The sequence below is a fragment of the Solwaraspora sp. WMMD792 genome, from assembly GCF_029626105.1.
GTDB lineage: Bacteria > Actinomycetota > Actinomycetes > Mycobacteriales > Micromonosporaceae > Micromonospora_E.
Window position 1 is genome coordinate 6,549,793 of record NZ_JARUBH010000009.1, and the last position, 21,853, is coordinate 6,571,645.

At 71.4% G+C, this 21,853-nt stretch carries 21 protein-coding genes and 4 tRNA genes; 24 read left to right on the forward strand and 1 reads right to left on the reverse strand.

The window, feature by feature from the left end:
• Window positions 1-35 precede the first annotated feature (35 nt).
• The 11 genes from O7629_RS30460 to O7629_RS30510 all read left to right on the forward strand — a co-directional run bounded on the left by O7629_RS30460 (window position 36) and on the right by O7629_RS30510 (window position 12,743).
• Window positions 36-740, forward strand: coding sequence for an NADH-quinone oxidoreductase subunit C (locus tag O7629_RS30460; RefSeq protein WP_278173634.1), 705 nt, complete (start codon window positions 36-38; stop codon window positions 738-740).
• Window positions 740-1,702 (forward strand): NADH-quinone oxidoreductase subunit NuoH, encoded by a 963-nt coding sequence (gene nuoH, locus O7629_RS30465; RefSeq protein WP_278173636.1) that lies wholly within the window; start codon window positions 740-742, stop codon window positions 1,700-1,702. The genes O7629_RS30460 and nuoH overlap by 1 nt, the downstream gene beginning before the upstream one ends.
• A complete protein-coding gene (locus tag O7629_RS30470; RefSeq protein ID WP_278173638.1) occupies window positions 1,702-3,504 on the forward strand; it encodes a hypothetical protein in 1,803 nt (600 codons plus the stop codon). Before nuoH ends, O7629_RS30470 begins: the two co-directional genes overlap by 1 nt.
• Before the next feature lie 126 nt (window positions 3,505-3,630).
• Complete coding sequence (locus O7629_RS30475; protein ID WP_278173641.1) at window positions 3,631-4,242, forward strand: NADH-quinone oxidoreductase subunit I; 612 nt, start codon at window positions 3,631-3,633, stop codon at window positions 4,240-4,242.
• Window positions 4,239-4,805 carry an NADH-quinone oxidoreductase subunit J gene (locus O7629_RS30480; protein WP_278173642.1) on the forward strand — a complete coding sequence of 189 codons (567 nt, stop codon included), beginning with the start codon at window positions 4,239-4,241 and terminating at the stop codon, window positions 4,803-4,805. The genes O7629_RS30475 and O7629_RS30480 overlap by 4 nt, the downstream gene beginning before the upstream one ends.
• Complete coding sequence (gene nuoK, locus O7629_RS30485; RefSeq protein WP_278173644.1) at window positions 4,805-5,200, forward strand: NADH-quinone oxidoreductase subunit NuoK; 396 nt, start codon at window positions 4,805-4,807, stop codon at window positions 5,198-5,200. The genes O7629_RS30480 and nuoK overlap by 1 nt, the downstream gene beginning before the upstream one ends.
• Window positions 5,197-7,089: an NADH-quinone oxidoreductase subunit L gene (locus O7629_RS30490; protein WP_278173645.1), complete on the forward strand. Its 1,893-nt coding sequence runs from the start codon at window positions 5,197-5,199 to the stop codon at window positions 7,087-7,089. The genes nuoK and O7629_RS30490 overlap by 4 nt, the downstream gene beginning before the upstream one ends.
• A 16-nt stretch (window positions 7,090-7,105) precedes the next feature.
• Window positions 7,106-8,671 (forward strand): NADH-quinone oxidoreductase subunit M, encoded by a 1,566-nt coding sequence (locus O7629_RS30495; protein ID WP_278173646.1) that lies wholly within the window; start codon window positions 7,106-7,108, stop codon window positions 8,669-8,671.
• Entirely contained in the window at window positions 8,668-10,266 is a 1,599-nt protein-coding gene (locus O7629_RS30500; RefSeq protein WP_278173647.1) for a proton-conducting transporter membrane subunit, read from the forward strand. Before O7629_RS30495 ends, O7629_RS30500 begins: the two co-directional genes overlap by 4 nt.
• 143 nt (window positions 10,267-10,409) lie before the next feature.
• Window positions 10,410-11,297 (forward strand): zinc metalloprotease HtpX, encoded by an 888-nt coding sequence (htpX, locus tag O7629_RS30505; protein WP_278174742.1) that lies wholly within the window; start codon window positions 10,410-10,412, stop codon window positions 11,295-11,297.
• 171 nt (window positions 11,298-11,468) lie between these two features.
• Window positions 11,469-12,743 (forward strand): MFS transporter, encoded by a 1,275-nt coding sequence (locus tag O7629_RS30510; protein WP_278173649.1) that lies wholly within the window; start codon window positions 11,469-11,471, stop codon window positions 12,741-12,743.
• A gap of 6 nt (window positions 12,744-12,749) precedes the next feature.
• On the opposite strand, the gene O7629_RS30515 is transcribed toward O7629_RS30510, so the two are convergent.
• Complete coding sequence (locus tag O7629_RS30515; RefSeq protein ID WP_278173651.1) at window positions 12,750-13,244, reverse strand: YajQ family cyclic di-GMP-binding protein; 495 nt, start codon at window positions 13,242-13,244, stop codon at window positions 12,750-12,752.
• Between the two features lie 165 nt (window positions 13,245-13,409).
• On the opposite strand from O7629_RS30515, the gene O7629_RS30520 reads away from it, so the two are divergent.
• The 13 genes from O7629_RS30520 (at window position 13,410) to rplA (ending at window position 21,812) form a co-directional block, all read left to right on the forward strand.
• Window positions 13,410-13,493: transfer RNA gene (locus tag O7629_RS30520), tRNA-Tyr, on the forward strand.
• A gap of 938 nt (window positions 13,494-14,431) precedes the next feature.
• Entirely contained in the window at window positions 14,432-14,647 is a 216-nt protein-coding gene (locus O7629_RS30525; RefSeq protein ID WP_278173652.1) for a hypothetical protein, read from the forward strand.
• A gap of 28 nt (window positions 14,648-14,675) precedes the next feature.
• Window positions 14,676-17,201, forward strand: a complete 2,526-nt coding sequence (locus O7629_RS30530) for a sensor domain-containing phosphodiesterase (protein ID WP_278173654.1) — start codon at window positions 14,676-14,678, stop codon at window positions 17,199-17,201.
• 160 nt (window positions 17,202-17,361) lie between these two features.
• Window positions 17,362-17,434 (forward strand) — tRNA-Thr (locus O7629_RS30535).
• A 25-nt stretch (window positions 17,435-17,459) separates the two neighbouring features.
• A tRNA-Met gene (locus O7629_RS30540) sits at window positions 17,460-17,532 on the forward strand.
• A 134-nt stretch (window positions 17,533-17,666) separates the two neighbouring features.
• Window positions 17,667-17,834, forward strand: coding sequence for a 50S ribosomal protein L33 (gene rpmG / locus O7629_RS30545; protein ID WP_046567246.1), 168 nt, complete (start codon window positions 17,667-17,669; stop codon window positions 17,832-17,834).
• Between the two features lie 63 nt (window positions 17,835-17,897).
• Complete coding sequence (locus O7629_RS30550) at window positions 17,898-18,347, forward strand: MaoC family dehydratase N-terminal domain-containing protein (RefSeq protein WP_278173656.1); 450 nt, start codon at window positions 17,898-17,900, stop codon at window positions 18,345-18,347.
• A gap of 1 nt (window position 18,348) precedes the next feature.
• Window positions 18,349-18,741, forward strand: a complete 393-nt coding sequence (locus O7629_RS30555) for a MaoC family dehydratase (RefSeq protein ID WP_278173657.1) — start codon at window positions 18,349-18,351, stop codon at window positions 18,739-18,741.
• Window positions 18,742-18,897: 156 nt separating this feature from the next.
• Window positions 18,898-18,970 (forward strand) — tRNA-Trp (locus tag O7629_RS30560).
• Window positions 18,971-19,104: 134 nt separating this feature from the next.
• The gene (secE, locus tag O7629_RS30565; RefSeq protein WP_123606162.1) at window positions 19,105-19,494 is read left to right on the forward strand and encodes a preprotein translocase subunit SecE; all 390 of its coding nucleotides are present in this window, start codon (window positions 19,105-19,107) and stop codon (window positions 19,492-19,494) included.
• A gap of 23 nt (window positions 19,495-19,517) precedes the next feature.
• The gene (gene nusG, locus O7629_RS30570; RefSeq protein ID WP_278173658.1) at window positions 19,518-20,333 is read left to right on the forward strand and encodes a transcription termination/antitermination protein NusG; all 816 of its coding nucleotides are present in this window, start codon (window positions 19,518-19,520) and stop codon (window positions 20,331-20,333) included.
• Between the two features lie 238 nt (window positions 20,334-20,571).
• Window positions 20,572-21,003, forward strand: a complete 432-nt coding sequence (rplK, locus tag O7629_RS30575; RefSeq protein ID WP_278173660.1) for a 50S ribosomal protein L11 — start codon at window positions 20,572-20,574, stop codon at window positions 21,001-21,003.
• Window positions 21,004-21,095: 92 nt separating this feature from the next.
• The gene (gene rplA, locus O7629_RS30580) at window positions 21,096-21,812 is read left to right on the forward strand and encodes a 50S ribosomal protein L1 (protein ID WP_278173661.1); all 717 of its coding nucleotides are present in this window, start codon (window positions 21,096-21,098) and stop codon (window positions 21,810-21,812) included.
• Window positions 21,813-21,853: the final 41 nt, after the last annotated feature.

The following is a 21,853-nucleotide window of genomic DNA, read 5'->3' on the forward strand; positions in this document are numbered from 1 at the left end:
ACCTGCGTACCACCCGCGCCCTTAGGATCAGACCCATGACCCCCGAGGAGATCGGCGCGCACCTGGTCAGCCTGCTCGACCAGCCGACGGAGGCGTCGGAGGCTGTGTCGGAGGCCGCGCAGGTCACCGCCACGGTCTCCGGCGGCGGCGACCGGTACGCCCGGGCCACCGTCGACGTACCCGCCGACAGCTGGCCGGCCGCGCTCGCCGCCGCCCGCGACGACGCCGACCTGGCCTGCGACTTCTTCGACTGGCTCTCCGCCGTCGACGAGCTCGACGACGGCTTCGCGATCGTCGCCCACCTGTGGTCCACCCGGCACCGGCACGGACTGCTGCTGCGCACCCGGGTGCCGCGCGAACGCCCCGAGCTGCTGTCCGTGGTCGACGTGTTCCCCGGCGCAGACTGGCACGAACGGGAAACCCACGAGATGTTCGGCGTCCACTTCGTCGGCCACCCCGCACTCACCCCGCTGCTGCTGCCCCCCGAGTTCGAAGGCCACCCGCTGCGCAAGGAGTTCGTCCTCGCCGCCCGGGTCGCCAAGCCGTGGCCGGGCGCGAAGGAGCCCGGCGAACCGGCCGGCGGCGGAGCCGGATCCCGACGGGCCCCGATGCGGCCACCGGGCGTACCGCTGCCGACCGAATGGGGTCCGCAGGCCGCCAGGTCCGCGCCCGACGCCGACCCCGACGCGGCCGGCAGGCCCGGCCCCGACGGTGGCCGACCCGACGGGGGTACGCCCTGATGCCACTCTGGCTGGAGTTGACGATCCGGGTCGGTGCCGTCGTCGTCGCGTTCCTCACCCTGCCGCTGCTCGTCGGGCAGATGGAACACAAGGCGATGGCGCACATGCAGGGCCGGCTCGGCCCGATGTACGCCGGTGGCTTCCACGGCTGGGCGCAACTCATCGCCGACGGCGTCAAGTTCGTGCAGAAGGAGGACATCACCCCGCGCGCCGCCGACCGGCCGGTGTTCCGGCTCGCCCCGGCGATCGCCCTCGTGCCGTACCTGCTGGTCCTGCTCGTCATCCCCCTCGGGCCGGGCGACCTCGTCGGCCAGCCGCTCGACGTCGGCCTGTTCTTCGTCCTGGCCGTGATGGGCGTCGGCGTCGTCGCCGTGCTGATGGCCGCCTGGGCGTCGGCCAACAAGTACAGCCTGCTCGGCGGGCTGCGCGGCGCCGCCCAGCTGCTCGCCTACGAACTGCCGCTGGTGCTCGCCGCCGCCAGCGTCGCGATGGCCGCCGGCACCCTGTCGCTGTCCGGCATCGTCGAAGCGTGGCGTCCCTGGTGGCTGCTCTGGCAGGCACCCGCCCTGGTGGTGTTCTTCCTCGCCGGCATGGCCGAGATCCGCCGCCCACCGTTCGACATGCCGATCGCCGACTCCGAGCTGGTCTTCGGCTACCTGACCGAGTACACCGGGCTGCGGTTCGCGTTCTTCCTGCTCGCCGAGTACGCCGGCATCGTCGTCATCGCCGCGCTGACCACCGTGCTGTTCCTCGGCGGCTGGCAGGGGCCGTTCGGTGTCGAACAGCTCGGCTGGCTGTGGACGCTGCTGAAGGTCTTCGCCGTCGCGTTCGTGATCATCTGGCTGCGGGTGTCGTTCCCCCGGCTGCGCGAAGACCAGCTGCAACGGTTGTGCTGGCTGGTGCTGGTGCCGCTCGCCCTGGCGCAGCTGGTGCTCACCGCAGGGGTGAAGGTGACCATCTGATGACCAGCGCCACGCACACCCAGGAGCGTGCGGACGGCCGGGCCGACCGACCTGACGGGCCCGACCAGCCCGACGAGTCGCCGCCGGCCGGCACCGCTGGGGCGCCGGGGGACCGGCTACGCCAGCCGCCGGTCGACCGGCGGCGCTGGCTGGACCGGGACCGGCGGCGCTGGCTGGCCCGGACCGCCCTCGCCGTGACCCTGGCCGCTGGCGCCGCCGGGCAGATCGCGGTCTGGGCCGCCGGCAACTGGCTGTGGAACGACGAGACCGCCATCGCCATCAACCTGCGCCGCACCTTCCTCGAACTGACCCGGGGGATGGAGTTCCAGCAGGTCGCCCCGGTCGGCTGGCTGTGGCTGGAAAAGACCCTGTGGTTGGCGTTCGGCGACGGCGAACGGGTGCTGCGGCTGCCGTCGCTGGCCGGCATGCTGGCCGTCCTGGCGCTGACCGCGATCATCACCCACCGGGTGGTCGGGCGGTGGGCGGCGGTCGCCGCGACCGTGCTGATCGCCGCCGCGCCGATGATCCTGACCTACGTCGGCGAGCTCAAGCAGTACGCCGTCGAATCGGCGATCGCCCTGGCGGTACTGCTGCTCGGCGACCGGTACCTGGCGTCGGTCGGCTCCCGCCAGGGCCGGTCCCGTTGGCTGATCCCGGTCGGCTGGGCGGCGGCCACCGGCGTCGCCGTCTTCGTCAGCCTGACCGCGGTGCTGGCCCTCGCCGGTGCCGTCGCCGGCATGACTCTGCTGCTCGCGCTGCGTCGCCGCTGGACCGACGCAGCGGTCCTGCTCGCCGGCTCCGCGCCGGCGGTCGCCTTCGCCGGCTACCTGATCCACCGCCGCCGCCGGTTCCCGTTCATGCCCGGCCAGTCCGACTATTTCGCCGACGGCACCCCGCCGGCCGGCTCCGGGCCGGTGGAGATCCTCGCCTGGCTGCCCCGGATGTGGTCCAGCTTCGTCACGGTGACCCTGGACTGGCGTCAACCGTTGCTGGTCCTGCTGCTGGTCGTGGCCGGCGTCGCCGTGCTGAGCTGGCGGCGCCGGTCGCTGTGGGCGGCGATGCTCGGCGGGACCCTGCTGGTGGCGGTGGCCGCCGCGGCGGCCCGGGGCCTGCCGCTCGCCGACCGGGTGGCGACCTGGCTGATCGCCCCGACGGTGATCCTGGTCGTCGCCGGCCTCGACGGCGGCGTACGGCTGGCTCTGCACGCCGGCACCGGTCTGACCTCGCGCGCCGGTACCGGGGTGCGGCGGGCCGGTCGGGTGGTGGTGGCGTCCCTGGCGTTGCTGCTGGCCGCCGCCGTGCTGCCGGTGATCGCCCACCCGGCGGCCGTCGCGGCGTACCGGCAGGTGGCCGACCCACGGATGAAGGACGCCGGCCCCGCCGCGCTCGCCGACGTGGCCGCCCGGGCCCGACCCGGCGACGTCGTTCTCTTCTACTGGTTCAGCTACCGGATGGTGGTCTGGTACGGGCCGCAGCACGACCTGGCACCGCGTACCGTCCGGCTGTACCCGTCCGATCACGACAAATGCGACCCGCAGGCGTTCGGCGAATGGCTCGGTGACGCCGACCGGGTCTGGTACGTGCACGGCCGCAACCTCAGCGGCGAGCCGGCCGACTACCCGACCCGGGTCGCCGCCGAGCTCGCCGAGCTCGGCACCGTCGTGGAGATCCGTGACTTCCCCGCCGACCGCTGGTCGACGTCCACCGCGGCCTGGGTGCTGGTCGACCTGACCGCCGGCCCGGACCCGCAGCCGCCGGCCGTCGAATCGGATCCCGGGTACGCCTGCCTCGGCCGCTGGTGACAGCGTGGCAATCGGCGACGGAGACCGGAGACAGCGGAGATCGAAGGCAACGGAGATCAGGTGCTCGCGTGCCCGGCACGGATTCGGCAGGATGAGGCGCATGGACCGACGCGGCGGACGACCGGCATGAGCGGCGAGGAGCACGACACCGGACACAGCGGCACCGGACACGGTGGTGCCGGGCACAGCGAGAGCGGGCACCGTGGCGGGCACGGCGAAGGGCTGCTGAAAGGCCTGGCGACGACCTTCAAGACGATGGTCTCCCCGGCCCACACCCAGCAGTACCCGGACGTCGCCCCCGACCTGCCGCCCCGCTCCCGTGGGGTCATCGCGCTGCTGGCCGAGAACTGCACGGTCTGCATGCTCTGCGCCCGCGAATGCCCCGACTGGTGCATCTACATCGACTCGCACAAGGAGGAGGTGCAGGTGCCGGGGGCGGCACGGGCCCGGCAGCGCAACGTCCTCGACCGGTTCGACATCGACTTCTCGCTCTGCATGTACTGCGGCATCTGCGTCGAGGTCTGCCCGTTCGACGCGCTCTACTGGTCGCCCGAGTTCGAGTACGCCGAGTACGACATCCGGAACCTGCTGCACGACAAGGAACACCTCGGCGAGTGGATGGCGAGCGTACCGCCGCCGCCGGCGCACGACCCGAACGGCGAACCGGCCAAAGAGGAGACCGCCGCCGTCCGCAAGGCCGCCGCGCCCGGTCGGCCCGCCCGCGGGGCGACCGCGTGACCGGTACGGACATGCTGCTGCTCGCCCTCGGCGCGGTCGCCGTCGGCGCAGCCGCTCTGGTGGTGACCACCCGGCACATCGTCCGCGCCGGGCTGTACCTGGTCGGCTGCCTCGGTGCCGTCGCCGGCCTGTACCTGGTGCTCACCGCCGAACTGGTCGCCTGGGTGCAGGTGCTGATCTACGTCGGCGCGGTCGTGGTGCTGCTGCTGTTCGCGGTGATGCTCACCCGCGCCCCGATCGGTGCCGCCACCGACCTGGACCGGCCCGGCTGGCCGGCCGCGCTGATCGGCGGCGGGGCCGGGCTGGGGCTGGCCGCACTGTTCGTCGACGCGTACCGCTGGTCGCGCGTCGACCTGCCGGACGCCGGCACCGCCGACCGGCTCGGCACGGCCGTCTTCGGCAGCTGGGTATTGCCGTTCGAGGTGCTGTCGGTGCTGCTGCTGTCCGCGCTGATCGGCGCGATCGTGCTGTCCCGCCCCGACGTCGGCGCGCAGCCCGAGCCGGCTGAGCGGCCCGAGCAGGCCGGGCAGCCTGAGTGGACTGAGCCGGGCGGGCGCGGCTGATGCGCCCGGTCATCCCGTACCTCGTCGCCGCCGCGCTGTTCGGGCTCGGCCTGTACGGCGTGCTGCGCCGCCGCAACGCCGTCCTGCTGCTGATGTCGGTCGAGCTGATGCTCAACGCCGTCAACCTGATCCTGGTCACCGCCGACACCACGGTGCGCGCTGCGTTGCCGTACACCGGGCAGACGTTCGCCCTGTTCATCATCGTGATCGCCGCCGCCGAGGTGGGTGTCGGGCTGGCCATCGTGCTGCACCTGTACCGGCTGCGGGCCAGCGTCATCGTCGACGACGTGCCGCTCGGCGACGATGCGGACGGGCCGCTCGACGCAGACCCGCCGGCCGACGACGCTGCCGTGCAGGTCGACAGCGTCGCCGAGCGGCAGGAGGTGACCCGGTGACCGGGGCGACCCTGGGCCACCTGCTGCCCGCCGTACCGTTCGCGGCCGCGCTGGCCGGCCTGCTGGTCAGCCTGCGGCCCGACCCGCTGTCCGCCACCCGACGGCGGGTCGCCGCCGGGCTCGGCATCGGCGGCGCCGCCGCCGCGCTGGTCACCGCCGTCGCGCTGCTGGCCAGCGGGGCACCGAACGTCGAGCAGTCCCGGCCGTGGGTCGACGTCGGCGGGCTGGCGGTCACCTTCGGCGTACGGCTGGACGGCCCCGCCGCCCTGGTCGCCGTCGCGGTCGGCGCGGTCGCGCTCGCCGTACAGCTGTACTCCGTCGCCTACCTCGCCGACGACGACCGCTACCCGGCGTACGCCGCCCAGGTCAGCCTGTTCACCGCCGCGATGCTGCTGGTCGTCGTCGCCGGTGACCTGATCATGCTGCTGGTCGGCTGGGAGGTGATGGGCGCCTGCTCGTACCTGCTGATCGCACACGACCGGCGGCTGCCCGAGGCACCGGCGGCGGCCATGAAGGCGTTCCTGGTCACCCGGGTCGGCGACGTCGGATTCCTGCTCGGCATCGCGGTCCTCGGCATCGGCGCCGGCAGCTTCCGGATCGCCGAGGTGCTCGCCCACGACTACCCGCCGGCCACGGTCACCACTGCGGCGCTGCTGCTGCTCGCCGGAGTGGCCGGCAAGAGCGCCCAGTTCCCGCTGCACACCTGGCTGCCCGACGCGATGGCCGGCCCGACGCCGATCTCCGCGCTCATCCACGCCGCCACCATGGTCGCCGCCGGGGTGTACGTGGTGACCCGGCTCTACCCGGTCTTCGTCGCCGCCCCGGCCGCGCTGATACTGCTCGGCGTGCTCGGCGTCGTCACCCTGCTGCTCGGCGCGTTCGCGGCCACCGCCGCCGACGACATCAAGCGGGTACTGGCCTGGTCGACCGTGTCCCAGCTGGGCTACATGACCGGCGCGTTGGCCGTCGGCTCACCACCGGCCGCCCTGTTCCACCTGCTCACCCACGCCGCGTTCAAGGCGCTGCTGTTCCTCGCCGCCGGCTGCGTGATCCACGCCGTCGGCAGCAACCTGATGTCGGCGATGGGCGGGCTGCGCCGGCCGATGCCGGTCACCTTCGCCGCCACCGCCGTCGGGCTCGGCGCGCTCGCCGGGCTGCCGCCGCTGGCCGGCTTCTGGAGCAAGGAGAGCGTGCTGTACGCGGCCGCCGAAGCCGCCCGCCACCCGGGCGACGGGCCGGTGCCGGCGTGGCTGGGCTGGCTGGTCTGGACCGCCGGTCTCGTCGGGGTTGCGGTCACCGCCTGGTACGCCACCCGGCTGCTGCTGCGCACCTTCCTCGGGCCGTCCCGGGTGCCCGCCGACACCCACCCGCACGACCCACCGGCGCTGATGCGCTGGCCGGTGCTGGCGCTGGCCGTGCCGGCCGGGCTGCTCGGCCTGGCCGCGTTCAGCCCCACCTTCACCGGCTGGCTCGGCTCCCCGCCGGGCGGACTGGTCCACTTCGGCCCCGACCTGGTGCTGCCGGTGCTGCTGCTGGCCGTCGGCGTCGGCGCGGCGGTGTGGCTGCACCGACGTGACCCGGCCGCCGACCCGGCGCGGGTGCTCGGCCCGCTGCGGCCGGCGTTCGCGGCGGCGTTCTGGCTCGACGCGGTGCAGCGGGCCGTCGTGGTCCGCCCGGTGGCGGCGCTCGCCGCCGCGGCCCGGGTCGGCGACGAATCCGGCGTGGACGGCGCGGTCACCGGCACCGGCCGGGCGGTGACCGGGCTGGGCGACTGGCTGCGCCGCCGGCACGCCGCCCCGCTGCCCCGGGCGGTCACCATGGTCCTCGCCGGCGTACTGCTGATCGGGTTGGCGACCGCGGCCGCCGCCGCCCTGGGGAGCGCGGGATGAGCGGGGGCAGCCGACGATGACGTACGCCGACGACGGGTGGACCGTCGGGCAGTTCGCCCTGCTGGCTGTGCTGGTCGTGCCGGCGCTCGGCGCGCTGCTGCTCGCCCTGCCGGTCGGCGGCGACCGGGCCGGCCGGATCACCGGCACCGTCTTCGCGGCGGTGACGTTCCTGGTCAGCCTGCCGTTGCTGCGCGACCCGACCGGGGTCGGCTGGTTCGCGTACGGTCCGCCGCTGGACGACCCGTCGGGCGTGCTGCCCTGGCATCAGCTCGACCTGCCCTGGGTGCCCGCCCTGGACCTGCGGTTCCACCTCGGTGTCGACGGCATCTCGTACCCGCTGGTGCTGCTCACCACCGGGCTGACCCTGCTGTGCTGCGCGTACACCGTCTGGCGCGCCCCGCATTCCCGCAACGGGCGGGCGTTGGTCGCGTTGCTGCTGGTCGTCGAGGTCGGCATCGTCGGCACCTTCCTCGCCCTCGACCTGGTGCTGTTCTTCGTCTTCTTCGAGGTAGTGCTGCTGCCGATGTACGCGATCATCGCCGGCTGGGGCGGCACCACAGGGCAGGCCGACACCGCGCACCGGCGGGCGGCGACCAAGTTCGCCATCTACACCCTGGCCGGGTCGGTGCTGCTGCTGGTCGGCGTGGTGACCGTGACGACCGCCGCCGGCACCGCCGACCTGACCGTGCTCACCGGCGGCGACGGACTCGGCCGGGGCACCCAGCTTTTCGCGTTCACGCTGCTGGCGCTGGCCTTCGCGGTCAAGGCGCCGCTGTGGCCGCTGCACAGCTGGCTGCCCGACGCGCACAGCCAGGCGCCCACCGTCGGCAGCGTGATCCTCGCCGGGGTGCTGCTCAAAATGGGCACGTACGGGCTGATCCGGGTCGCCGTCGGCGTCGCCCCCGAAGGAGCCCGCTGGGCCGCCCCGGTGCTCGGCACCCTCGCCGTCGCCGCGATCATCATCGGCTCCCTGGTGTGCCTGGCGCAGACCGAGCTGAAACGGCTGATCGCCTACTCCAGCGTCGGACACATGGGGTTCGTGCTGCTCGGCATCGCCACGCTGAGCGCCACCGGCATCCAGGCCGCGCTGATCGGCAACGTCGCCCACGGCGTCATCACCGGCCTGCTGTTCTTCCTCGCCGGGGCGGTCAAGGACCGCTACCACACCGGCGAGCTGGCCGCGCTCGGCGGACTGCGGGAACGCTCCCCGGCGCTGTCCGGGCTGCTCGGCTACGCGGCGATCGCCTCCCTCGGCCTGCCCGGCCTGGCCGGCTTCTGGGGCGAGGCGTTCGCCGTCGTCGCCGCCTGGCAGCGCGGTGGGGCACTGTGGACGACGCTGGCCGTGGCGGCGGCGGTCGGGGCGGCGCTGACCGCCGCGTACCTGCTGCGGATGCTGCGCCGGGTCACCCACGGCCCGGCCGGGCCGGCGGTCCGGGCCACGCCCACCCCGGCGATCAGCCGCCCCGAGGCGCTGGCCTGGGCGCCGCTGGTGCTGCTGGCGCTGGCCATCGGGCTGGTGCCGGCGCTGGTGCTCGGCGTCGCCGAGTCACCGGTCACGATCCTGCTGGAGGTGATCCGGTGACCGACGGGAGCGCCGCACAGACAATCGACCACCTGGCGCTGCTGCCGGCGTACCTGGCGGCGGCGACGGCGGTCGCGGTGCTGCTGGCCGACCTGTTCGTCGGCCGGCGGGCGGTCACCGGGGCGACGGCGGTCGCTGGCGCCGCCGGGGTCGGCCTCGCCGCGCTGGTGGCGCTGGCGCATCCGGCGCGGGCCACGTTCTGCGGTACGCCGTCCGGCGTACCCACCGAGGGCGGACTGCCCGACGGCGGGCTCGTCGACGGCGGGTTCGCCTGCTCGTACGTCGCCGACGGCCGGGCCGCCCTGGTCGCGCTGCTGTTCGCGGCGCTCACCGCCGGCGTGCTCGCGCTGTCCGCGCCGCTGCTGACCTCTGGTGCGGTGCCGGCTGGCGAGTACTGCTTCCTGCTGGCCTGCTCGATGACCGGCGGGGTGGTGCTCGGCGCCGCCGGGGACCTGATCACCCTGGTCGTGGCGGTGGAGACGCTCACCCTGCCGCTGTACATCCTGGTCGGGCTGCGCCGGCAGCGGGCCGCCTCGGCCGAGTCGGCGGTGAGCTTCTTCGTGGTCAGCGTGGTGTCCACGGCGGTGGCGCTGCTCGGCGTGGCGTTGCTGTACGCCGCGTACGGCGCGGTGCACCTCGACCTGCTCGCCGGCGCCAGCGGCCTCGCCGAGCCGGCCGGTACGGTCGCCGGCGGCTCGGCCGACGGGCAGGCCCGGCTGGCCCGGGTCGGTGTGGTGCTGCTGCTGACCGGCCTGGCGTTCAAGGTGGCGGCGGTGCCGCTGCACGCCTGGGCGCCGAAGACCTACGACGGCGCGCCGCTGCCGGTCGCCGCGTACCTGTCGACCGCGTCGAAGCTCGGCGGCGTGGTGGCGATCGTCGCGGTGGTCACCGAAGGGCTCACCCCGCAGCTGGCCGCGTCCGGGCCGGTGCTGGCGGTGCTGGCGGTGGCGACCATGACGGTCGGCAACCTGGTCGCACTGCGGCAGCGGCGGATGGTGCGCCTGCTGGCCTGGTCGTCGATCGCGCAGGCCGGGTACATCCTGGTGCCGCTGGCGGCGGCCGCCGGGGTGGCCGGGCGGGGCGCCGAGGAGCAGGCGGTGGCCGTCGCAGCGGTCTTCGCGTACACCGTCTTCTTCGTGTTGTTGGAGCTGGCCGCCTTCGCGGCGGTGGTGGCGTTGCGGCCGGCGGCCGGCGACGGCGGTCCGATCGCCGCGTATGCGGGCGCGGCCCGCCGTCGGCCGTGGGTCGGTGCGGCGCTGACGCTGGCGTTGATCGGGCTGGCCGGTCTGCCGCCGGGACTGGCCGGGTTGTTCGCCAAGGTGGCGGTGGTCCGGTCGCTGCTGGCCGGCGGGGCCGGCGGGCTGGCGTTGGTGGTCGCCGCCAATGCGGTCCTCGGCCTGGTCTACTACCTGCGGGTCAGCGCCACGCTGTACGCCCGGGAGCCGGCGCCGGAGCCGGAGCCGACGCCGCCGTCGCCGTCGGCACCTGGTGGCGCGGTGGCGTGGCCGGTGGTGGCGACGCTCGCCGTCGCGACCGTTCTGGCGGTCTTGCTCGGGTTTGCACCACAGGTGGTCTTTGACGTCGTTGCGGGCTGAGCGCGAGTTCCTGCCTGAGTGAAACATGCCCGCCAGGTCTTGATTGACAGCCAACTCTCAGCTATTGCGGGATGCGCAGTGGGTACGTGAGCGTTGCACCTGCCGTGGGGTCCTCCAGATGACCCGGTGGAGAGGGAGTGAACGTGCACAGCCACCACAACGGTCTCAAGACGGCAGCCCTGCTCGGCCTGCTCACCGCCATGATCCTCGGCGTTGGCTACTGGTTCGGCGGCAGCGGCGGCCTGATCATCGCCGTCGGAGTTTCGCTGGCGATGAACGCCGGCACCTACTTCTGGTCCGACAAGATCGCGCTGCGCTCGATGCGGGCCCAGCCGGTCAGCGAAGCGGAGTTCCCGGCGCTGCATCAGATGGTCCGGGAGTTGGCCGCCGAGGCCGGGCAGCCGATGCCCCGGCTCTACGTCAGCCCGACCATGCAGCCCAACGCGTTCGCGACCGGGCGTAACCCGGCCAACGCGGCGGTCTGCGTCACCCAGGGGATCGTGCAGATCCTCGACTACCGCGAACTGCGCGGGGTGATCGGGCACGAACTGTCCCACGTCTACAACCGGGACATCCTGATCTCCAGCGTCGCGGCGTCGCTCGCCGGCATCGTCACCATGCTGGCCCACCTCGCCTGGTTCCTGCCGTTCGGCGGCGGGGACGACGACGAGGGCGCCAACCCGGCGGCGCTGCTCGCCATGCTGATCCTCGGCCCGCTGGCCGCGTCGATCATCCAGCTGGCGATCAGCCGTAACCGCGAGTACCAGGCGGACGCGTCCGGTGCCGCGCTGACCCGCGACCCGCTCGCACTGGCCAGCGCGCTACGCAAGATCCACATGGGTACGCAGCGCATGCCGCTGCCGGCCGAGGGTCAGCTGGCCAGCTCGGCCCACCTGATGATCGACAACCCGCTGCGTAAGGGCGGGTTCGCCGCGCTGTTCTCCACCCACCCGCCGATGGAGGAGCGGGTGGCCCGGCTGGAGCAGCTGGCGTACGCCGGTGCCGGCGGCCCGGTGCAACGCCGGTTGTAGATACGCCTGTGTGAGCGGCCTCGCACCCCGTACCGGACCGAAACCGGTGGGGTGCGGGGCCGTCAGCGGGTTAGGGTCGGCAGGCCGAGCGGTCGTTACCGCCGCCGGCCCATCGGCCGGTCCGCAGCACGTCGGCCGCCGGTGCCACCAGCCGGTGAAGGGAACGGAACAGTGTCCGGATTGCGGAAGTATGTCGCCGTCTGGCGCATCCCCGGCGGACCTACCCTGCTGATCCCGGGCGTCATCGGCCGGCTCAGCATCGGCATGACCCCGCTCGCCCTGCTGCTGGTGATCAGCGACTCCACCGGCCGGTACTCACTCGCCGCGATCGCCGGCGGCGTCTACGCCCTCGCCGGGGCGGCCCTCAGCCCGGTCGCCGGGCGGATCGCCGACCGGCTCGGCCCGAGTCCGGTGCTGCTGGCCACCGGGGTCGCCCACCCGGTCGCCCTGATCGCCCTGCTGTTCGCCACCCGCAGCGGCGGCTCGATCCTGCTCGTGTTCCTGGTGTCCGGCCTCGCCGGTGCCAGCTATCCGCCGCTCAGCGCCGCGATCCGGGGCGCCTGGAACAACTTGACCAGCCCGGCCAGCGGCCGGTACCCGCTGCGCAACACCGCGCTCGCCGCCGAGACCACCATCTTCGAGGTGGTGTTCGTGATCGGCCCGCTGCTCGTCGCCGGGCTCGTCGTGATCGCCGACGCCGCGGCCGCGCTGGTCGCCGCAGCCGTACTCACCCTGGCCGGCACCACCGTGGTGGCGCTCGGTAGGGCGATGCGCGGCTGGCGGCCCCACCTGCGGGAAGGCCACGCCCGGGGCCTCGGCCCGCTGCGGGTGCCCGGCTTCCCGGCGTTGCTCGCCTGCGTCGGCGGGCTCGGCATCGGCTTCGGTACGGCCGGCGTGGCGGTGCCCGCGTACGCCTCCAACTACCTGGGCACCAACGACGACGGCGGCAGCCTCGCCGGCGTACTGCTGGCGGTCTGGGCCGTCGGTAGCGCCACCGGCGGGATCTACTTCGGCATCCGCCGACCGGCGGTCGACGCGTCCCGGCAGTTCGCCTGGCTGCTCGCCGGGGTCGCCGCCAGCTTCGTCGTGTACGCGGTGATGCCGCACCCGCTGGCCCTGGGCGTGGCGCTGACACTCGGCGGCGCCGTGATCGCCCCGGCGCTGACCGTCGAGAACACCATGGTCGGCCGGATCGCGCCGGTCAGCATGCTGAACGAGGCGTACACCTGGGTGACCACCATGGCGGTCGGTGCCAGTGCGGCCGGCGGTGCGGTCGCCGGAGTGCTCGTGGACCGCGTTGGTGGCCCGGCGGCGGCGTTCCTGTTCGCCGCCGCCGCGCTCGCCCTGGCTGCGCTGCTGGCCGGCTGGCCGGCCGGTCCGATCAGCCGGGCCGAGGCCCGCGCGGCGGTTGACCTGGACCGAGCCCTGCTCGGCGATCCGGCCTGAGCTGGGTCAGCGGTAGTTGGTGAACTGCAGGGCGATGCCGAAGTCCTCCTGCTTGAGCAGCGCGATGACCGCCTGCAGGTCGTCCTTCTTCTTGGCGGTGACCCGGAGCTGGTCGCCCTGGATCTGCGCCTGGACACCCTTGGGCCCCTCGTCGCGAATCTTCTTGCTGATCGCCTTAGCCTTGTCCGACTCGATGCCCTGGATTACCTTGCAGTCGATCTTGTAGGTCTTGCCCGACGAGCGTGGGTCACCGGCATCCAGCGACTTGAGCGAGATGTTCCGCTTGACCAACTTCTCCTTGAAGACGTCCAGGCTGGCCTTGACCCGCTCCTCGGTCTCCGCCTGCAACGTCACGGCCTCCTCGCCGGACCAGGTGATCTCGGCGCCGGTGCCACGGAAGTCGAAGCGGGTGGACAGCTCCTTCTCGGTCTGCCGGAGGGCGTTGTCGATCTCCTGCCGGTCGACCTTGCTCACGATGTCGAACGACGGGTTGGCTGCCATGATCTGCTCCCTGCCAGTGCGGGTCTCGGACGGTGCGCGGGTCTCGGACGGTGTATCGGACGTTGCCGGACAGTTGACTCCCGCTGACGGTACCCGGTTGCGGGAGAGCCCCGGCATGCCGCTATCCTTTCCTGCGTCGCCTCGCGTGACGAGGCGGCACGCCCTGGCGGGTTGCCCGAGCGGCCAATGGGAGCGGACTGTAAATCCGTCGCGAAAGCTACAGAGGTTCGAATCCTCTACCCGCCACCAGGCGCACCAACAGCCCTTGACCTGCACCAACAGGTCAAGGGCTGTTGTCGTACGGGCTCCCGGCGCGTCCCGTCCGGTCCAGCCAGATCCAGCCGCCCCCGGCTTCCGGGACCAAGGCGCCGGACCCCAACGTGCCTCTGCGGCCTTGATGCCACAGGTGCATCTTGATGCACCTGTGGCATCAAGGCCGACCGGTGCCACCGACCCGGGGCGGTTGCTCTGCGTCAATCGATGGGTGCGTATCGTTGTCGGTGGGTCTCGGAGGTCAACGACGGGCCCGCGTGGTCCGGTCGGTGAAGGCCGGTCGGTTGGGGACCGGTCGGCAGGGGAGAGGTGCGTCAACTGGCCCGCGCGCCGCGCCCGCCGGCGCCGTCGATCCGGACTGGGTGGTGTTCTTGGCCGCAGTACACCGTTTGGGCTGCGATTTCCGAACTGGCGAGTAGCCACCGACACCGAGCCGTGACCGAAAAGGGTGCCATCGAGTGGCCGGCAGGGCTTAGCGTCGAGACCCGGCGACGGTCCGTTGTCGGCTGGCTGATGACTCGGTCAGTTGACCATCTATCCCGAATTTTAGTTGCATAAAAGAGCAACAAATCACTTCCTTCGTTGATTCGTAATAAATCCGGCATGTCGGTCATGATATTGGCCCAGTCGCCTCGCTGAGTGCGGGGTTTGCCTAGTGTCCGTGGCCGCCAATCCTCTTCGCGGCGTCACCGGCTGTCGCCGAGCCGGATCGCCCAGCCTGAGCAGCAGCGGGACGAAAGCCGCAGGGCAAAGCCGCCGCTAAGGTTCTCCTCGTCCGATTGGCTAGGATGGGCGGTGCCGAAGGTGCAGGCCGGCCGCGTCAACCTACCGTTGGTGCGGTCCGGTGTGGCACCATCAGGACTCTGCCCCTCATTCGCGTAACTCATTCGCCTCCTTGGACGGGAGTCTGTAACATGCGTGGACACACGATGGGCCGCCGGCTCGGCAGGGTCGTCGCGGTCGCCGCACTCGGGATTGCTGTCTCGTTCACCGCTGGGACCGCCGCCCAGGCTGCCCAAGCCTGGGTTACGGTCGGTGACGAAGTGCCTGTGGTTTCCCCGGTGGACAAGTACGGCTTCGACGCCACGGTGGATTCGCAGGTCTCGCTCTACGACTTCAGCTGGACCTGATCGCGGCATCCGACACCAAGGGGATCGAGTGCCAAGGCCACAGACGATCTCACGGCATTCTTCCGGGCGGGCCTGGTTCGTAACCGGGCCACTCGCTCTGATAGCCGTACTCATCTCTGTGGCCTTGGCCACCAGCCACCCCAATCCGACCGGAGATTGGCCGCTGGGCCTGCTGTTCTTCGGGCTGTTCCTCGCCGCGCATGCGGCAATCCTGCTGTTCGAGGTACGCCGGCAGTCGTTCACCCTCAACATCGGCGAGATCCCGTTTCTACTGGGTCTGTTCTTCCTGCCACCACTCACTCTGATCATCGGCCGGGTGCTGGCCGCCGTACTCGGCCATCTCAGCCGGCGGCAACCGCCGGTCAAGTTGTGGTTCAACGTCGCGAACGTGGCCGCCGGCACGTCGATCGCCACCGCGATAGTCGTCAACGCCGACGTGCTCGACGCGGCCGAGCCGCGTACCTGGCTGACCCTGGTCGGGGCGATGATCGCCTACCAGATCATCACCCTGGTCGCCGTGCTCGTCGTGATCACCCTGGCCCAGGGCCGGCTGTCCACCAAGGAGCTCACCACCACGACGGTCCCCGCCCTGGTCGTCGCATCCATCAACATCACCTTCGGTCTGGTGGTGCTGATTCTGCTGGCGCAGAGCGACTGGGCGCTGATCCTGCTGGTCGCGCTGATCACCTTCTTCGTGCTGGCCTACCGGTCGTACGCGAAATCACTGCGGCAGAACCGCACGCTCTCCGAGATCTACGCGTTGACCCGGGCGATCGCCGACACGCCACACGACGGGACGATCGTCGACGTCCTGCTCAAGCGGGTCCGGGAGGTGCTGCAGTCCGAGTACGCCACCCTCTGGCTGCCGAAACAGGGGCGGTACCCGGAGGTGCTGCTGTCCGCGACCGCCGACGGGCAGGGGCTGGTAGACACGGTCGGCGCCCCGGAATCGATCCGTGAACACGTCTTCGAGACCGGAAGTTCCCTGGCCGTCGGGGCGAAATTCGGCGACGGACCGTTCGACACCGCACTTCGGGAATGGGGCGCCAAGGACGCCGTCGTGGTGCCGCTGCGAGCCGGTTCCCTGGTGATCGGCTGCCTGGAGGTGTCCGGCCGGCTCGGGGACATCTCCCACTTCGGGCCCGGTGACCTGCGGCTACTGGAAGCGATCGCGGTGCACGCCGCGGTCGCCGTGGAGAATTCGCGCCTGGTCGACCGGCTGCGCTACGACGCGGCACACGACGGCCTGACCCGGCTGGCCAACCGCCGCCGGCTGACCGCCGCGCTCGACGAGTCGGTGGCCATCCGGACCCCGGGTGAAGTGGTCGCGGTCCTGCTCTTCGACGTCGACGGGCTACGGCAGGTCAACGAGTCGCTCGGCCATGCGGCCGGGGACAAGGTCCTGGCCGAGGTCGCCCGGCGGCTGCGGGACCGCGCCCCGTCGGCCGCGCTGGTCGGCCGCAGCGGCGGGGACGAGTTCGTGGTCACCCTGCGGATGGAGGCTGCGGAGTACGCCGTACAGCTCGCGGTCGAGCTCCGTGACCAGATTCGCGACCAGATGGTCTTCGGCGCGTTGACCTTGGACGTCGACACCGTGGCCGGTGTCGCGGTGCACCCCGACCACGGCAGCGACGCCGCGACCCTGCTGCAGCGGGCGGACCTGGCCGCGACGGCGGCGAAGTCGGTGTCCGGCGGCGTCCAGCTGTTCAACCCGGCGTTGGAGTCCCGTTCGGTACGCCGGCTCGGTCTCGCCGGTGACCTGCGGGTCGCGCTCGATGAGACGCAGCTGGAGGTCTACTACCAGCCGAAGGTGACGCTGCACGGCCGCCGACTGGTCGGGGTCGAGTGTCTGACCCGGTGGGAGCATCCGACCCACGGTTCGGTCTCGCCGGAGGACTTCGTCGCGGTCGCCGAACACACCGGTCAGCTCGGTCGGCTGACCGAGTTCGTGCTGCGCGAAGGGCTGCGCCGCAGCCGGGAGTGGAATGTCGGTCAACAGCCGTTGCCGGTGGCCGTCAACCTGTCCGCCCGTACCCTGACCGATCCGGAGTTTCCCGAGCTGGTCCGGACCCTGCTGGACGAGGCGCAGGTCGCTCCGGAGCTGCTCACCCTGGAGATCGCCGAGGCCGGTGTGCTGGACGGTACGGACCGGCCGATGCCGACCCTGCGGCGGCTGCGCGACCTGGGGGTGCGGCTGTCCGTCGACGATTTCGGCACCGGCTACACCTCGCTGGCGCACCTGCGCCGGCTGCCGGTGCACGAGGTGAAGGTCGACCGGTCGTTCGTGCAGGGGATGGCGACCGACCCGGGGGACCTGGCGATCGTCAACGCGGTCGTGACGCTGTCCCAGCAGTTCGGCCTGACCGTGGTGGCCGAAGGGGTGGAGAGCGAGTTGACCCTGGAGCTGCTGCAGGACATCGGCTGCCAGGTCGGGCAGGGCTTCCTGTTCAGCCGTCCGTTGCCGTACGAGCGGCTGGCCGCCTGGTACGAGGCCCAGGCCGACCCGGAGAGCCTGCAGTCCAGCGAGGTTCGCCGGCTGCGGGCCGTGCCCTGAACGCCGACCGGCAGCGCCTGAGCCCCGACCGGCAGCGCCTGATTCGCGACGGGCAGGGCCTCTGACCTGCGGCGGCGTGGCCGGGCCAAGCTGATTTCACCTCGCGGGGCGGGCCGTGTACTCTTACCCGTGCACATCCGCCCAGGCGGGTGGGTGTTCGGCCCCCTTAGCTCAGTCGGCAGAGCGTCTCCATGGTAAGGAGAAGGTCTACGGTTCGATTCCGTAAGGGGGCTCAGAGGGTTCCACTGGACCCGTCACGGCGGTGTAGCTCAGGTGGTAGAGCAAACGGCTCATAATCGTTGTGTCGCCGGTTCAAGTCCGGCCACCGCTACGGTCGGCTTCGTGGGTGAGGCCGGTGGTACGAAGTACGGGTGGGCGCCGCAGGCGCCCGCTTTGCATGTCCGCGCTGCCGCAAGCTACGCTGGCACGCTGTAGTTGTTCCGATAGCGAGGAAGGCACCCCGCCGTGGCCAAGGCGACCGACGTCCGTCCAAAGATCACTTTGGCGTGTGTGGAGTGCAAGGAGCGCAACTACATCACGCGGAAGAACCGCCGGAACGACCCGGACCGCATCGAGCTGAAGAAGTTCTGCCCCCGGGACGGCAAGCACACGCTGCACCGCGAGACCCGCTGACCATCGCCGTTCCGGGCGGCCCGCACGTCGTCCGGGTACCGGCCAGCGGGTAGGTTGCTGCGCATGCCCATGGATCCGTCCTTAGTCGGTCGCAGTTACCCGCCCGGCGGTACGTACCTGGTGGGGCGGGAGAAGATCCGCGAGTTCGCCGCCGCCATCGGGGCCAGCGATGCCGTCCACCACGATCCGGATGCCGCCCGCAAAGCGGGCTATCCGGACGTGGTCGCGCCACCGACCTTCCCGGTGGCGGTCACCATGTCCTCGTCCGAGCGGGTGATCTCCGATCCCGATCTCGCGATCGACTACAGCCGGGTCGTGCACGGCGACCAGCGGTTCCGGTACGTCCGCCCGGTGGTCGCCGGCGACGAACTGGTGTGCACCGACACCATCGAGGAGATCATGTCCCGGGGCGGACATGACTTTCTGACCGTCCGTACCGAGGTCGCCACTGCGGCGACCGGTGAGCCGGTGGTCACCGTCTGGATGAAGCTGGTCGTCCGGGGGGAGGACTGAGATGGAGCTGACTCCGCAACGGTTCCGGGTCACCCGGGCCGACCTCGTCCGCTACGCCGGAGCCTCCGGTGACTTCAACCCCATCCACTGGAGCGACCGGTTCGCCACCGGGGTCGGCCTGCCAGGTGTCATCGCCCACGGCATGCTCACCATGGCGTTGGCCGGGCGCGCGGTGACGCAGTGGGCCGGATCGGCGGACGCGGTGGTCGAGTACTCGGTCCGGTTCACCCGCCCGGTCGTGGTCCCGGACGACGACGAAGGCACCGAGATCGAGGTGACCGGGGTGGTCAAGGGCACCACCGAGGACGGGTTGACCCGGATCGACGTCACGGCCGTCTGCGGCGGCGAGAAGGTGCTCAGCCAGGCCCGGGCACTGGTTCGTACCTCGCGCTGACGGCCGGTGGTACCGGTCCGGGTACGCGCGGTGCCGGTACCGGTTGGGAAAGTGGTGGCTCTACCCGTACACTGGTCCGCCGTGGGGCCTGTGACCCCTGTTCAGTCCTGCGTGGCCCTGCGCCTCGCGGGGTTGGGTGGGGTTGCCGACCCGCACAGGGGTGTAGCTCAATTGGCAGAGCAGCGGTCTCCAAAACCGCAGGCTGCAGGTTCAAGTCCTGTCACCCCTGCGCCCAAGGCCTGACCGACCCGGTGGGTCGGCTGCCGTCCCCGTTGGCGGCCGTCCCGCAAGGGGAATGGCCGACGTGCACGACGCAGCGCGTCTGACCTGGCGCGCGACCCGATCACCCCGACGGAGGGCGAGATGGCCGAGAGGAACCGGCGTGGCGATGACGCCGCGGACGACCGCCCCGAGGACGAGTCGATCGACGAGACGTCGGTCGAGGACGAGGTCGACGACGACGAGCCGGCGGCGCGGGGTGGTACGGCCACCCGGAGCAAGGCCAAGGCGGAGTCGTCGGAGGGACGACCGAAGGCGAAGTCCGAGGCCGGGGTGGGGTTTTTCGGGCGGATCATCCGGTTCGTCCGCGAAGTGGTCGCCGAACTGCGTAAGGTCATCTGGCCGACTCGTAAGGAGTTGCTGACCTACACCGCCGTGGTGGTCGTGTTCATCGCGGTCATGCTGACCATCGTGGCCGGGCTGGACTTCGTGTTCGCCAAGGGTGTGCTGTGGGTATTCGGCAACCCCAGCTGATTTTGTGACGGAAGTGAGCAAGCGTGCCTGAGTACGACGAGACCGCCGGCGTCACCGACGACCAGTCGACGGTGGCCACGGCGGCGGCTGATGAGTCGGTTGAGGCCGCCAGCGCACCACCGGTCCCCGCTGCCGGGGCGGAGGACGAGTCCCCGGCCGACGCCAACGGCTCCGCCGTTGGGCCGGACAGTCCGGACAGTTCTGCGGCCGACGTCGCCGAACCCGTCGCCGCGGCCGACGACGAGGAGTTCGACCCGGTCGCCGAGCTGCGGCAGAAGCTGCGCTACGCGCCAGGCGACTGGTACGTGGTGCACTCGTACGCCGGCTACGAGAACAAGGTCAAGACCAACCTCGAGACCCGGATCAGCAGCCTCGACATGGAGGAGTACATCTTCCAGGTCGAGGTGCCGACCCGGGAGGAGGTCGAGGTCAAGAACGGCAAGCGGCTCCAGGTGCAGAACAAGGTCTTCCCCGGCTACATCCTGGTCCGGATGGACCTCACCCCGGAGTCGTACTCCTGCGTGCGTAACACCCCGGGCGTCACCGGCTTCGTCGGGGCGACCGACCGGGCCGACCGGCCGGCGCCGTTGTCGCTCAACGAGGTGCTCAAGTGGCTCGTCCCGGCGGTGGCGGCCGAGCCCAAGAAGGCCAAGCCCGAGGTCAAGGTGCTGGACTTCGAGGTCGGCGACTCGGTCACCGTGACCGACGGCGCGTTCGCCTCGTTGCCGGCCACGATCAGCGAGATCAACGCCGACCAGCAGAAGCTGAAGGTGCTGGTGTCGATCTTCGGCCGGGAGACCCCGGTGGAGCTGAACTTCAACCAGGTCGCCAAGATCTGACTCCGGCTCAGCCGGGCCGGCGGTTCTCCGGCGCCTGCGTAACCACTGCTGCACCGACGGCGGCAACCCCAGCTGGGGTTGCCGCCGTCAGCTGCGCTAACCTAGAACGTCGGCCCTGGGCCGCGCCTGACCGTGCGCGCGTGTCGAGGGTTCGCCAGCCCGTGCCGGACGACGGCCAGTCGCCGGTGACGTCCCGCAGATCCGGTGCGGAACACCAGATCAAGCCCCAGGAAGTGACATGCCTCCGAAGAAGAAGCTCGTCAAGACGTTCACGCTGCAGTTGCCGGCGGGTCAGGCCACCCCGGCACCGCCGGTCGGTCCGGCGCTGGGTCAGCACGGCGTGAACATCATGGAGTTCTGCAAGTCGTACAACGCGCAGACCGAATCCCAGCGGGGCGACATCGTGCCCGCTGAGATCAGCGTGTACGAGGACCGGTCCTTCACGTTCGTGCTGAAGACCCCGCCCGCTGCCCGGCTGCTGCTCAAGGCCGCCGGGATCCAGAAGGGCTCGGGTGTGCCGCACACCACCAAGGTCGGCCAGGTGACCACCGCCCAGCTGCGGGAGATCGCCGAGAAGAAGATGGCCGACCTCAACGCGAACAGCATCGAGCAGGCGGAGAAGATCATCACCGGGACCGCCCGGTCGATGGGCATCACCGTCAAGGAGTGACCGTCCCGACCCGCGACTGCGGGTCGGAGCCGACCGACGTGGGAGGGCGCGCGCACGGCGTCGCCCGCCAGTGACCACAGGAGCCAGAGACAATGCAGCGCAGTAAGAACTACCGCAAGGCCACCGAGCAGATCGACCGGACGAAGCTGTACGCCCCGGCCGAGGCGGTGAAGTTGGCCAAGGAAACCAGCTCGGCGAAGTTCGACGCCACGGTCGAGGTCGCGATGCGCCTCGGCATCGACCCGCGTAAGGCGGACCAGATGGTCCGCGGCACGGTCAACCTGCCGCACGGTACGGGCAAGACGGCCCGGGTGATCGTCTTCGCCGCCGGGGCGAAGGCGGAGGAGGCCGTCGCCGCCGGCGCGGACGAGGTCGGCACCGACGAGCTGGTCGCCCGGATCCAGGGCGGCTGGCTGGACTTCGACGCGGCGATCGCCACTCCGGACCAGATGGCGAAGATCGGCCGGATCGCGCGGATCCTGGGCCCGCGCGGCCTGATGCCGAACCCGAAGACCGGCACGGTCACCATGGACGTGACCAAGGCCGTCTCGGACATCAAGGGCGGCAAGATCGCCTTCCGGGTGGACAAGCACTCCAACCTGCACCTGATCATCGGGAAGGCCTCGTTCGGCGAGGCCCAGTTGATCGACAACTACGCGGCCGTGCTCGACGAGGTGCTGCGGGCCAAGCCGTCCGCGGCCAAGGGCAAGTACCTCAAGAAGGTCGTGCTGACCACCACCATGGGGCCGGGCGTGCCGGTGGACCCGAACGTGGTCAAGGACCTGCACGAGGCGACCAGCGAAGGCTGAGCGGTCCAGATCGACTGACGGTGGGGGTGGGGTCCGGCGGA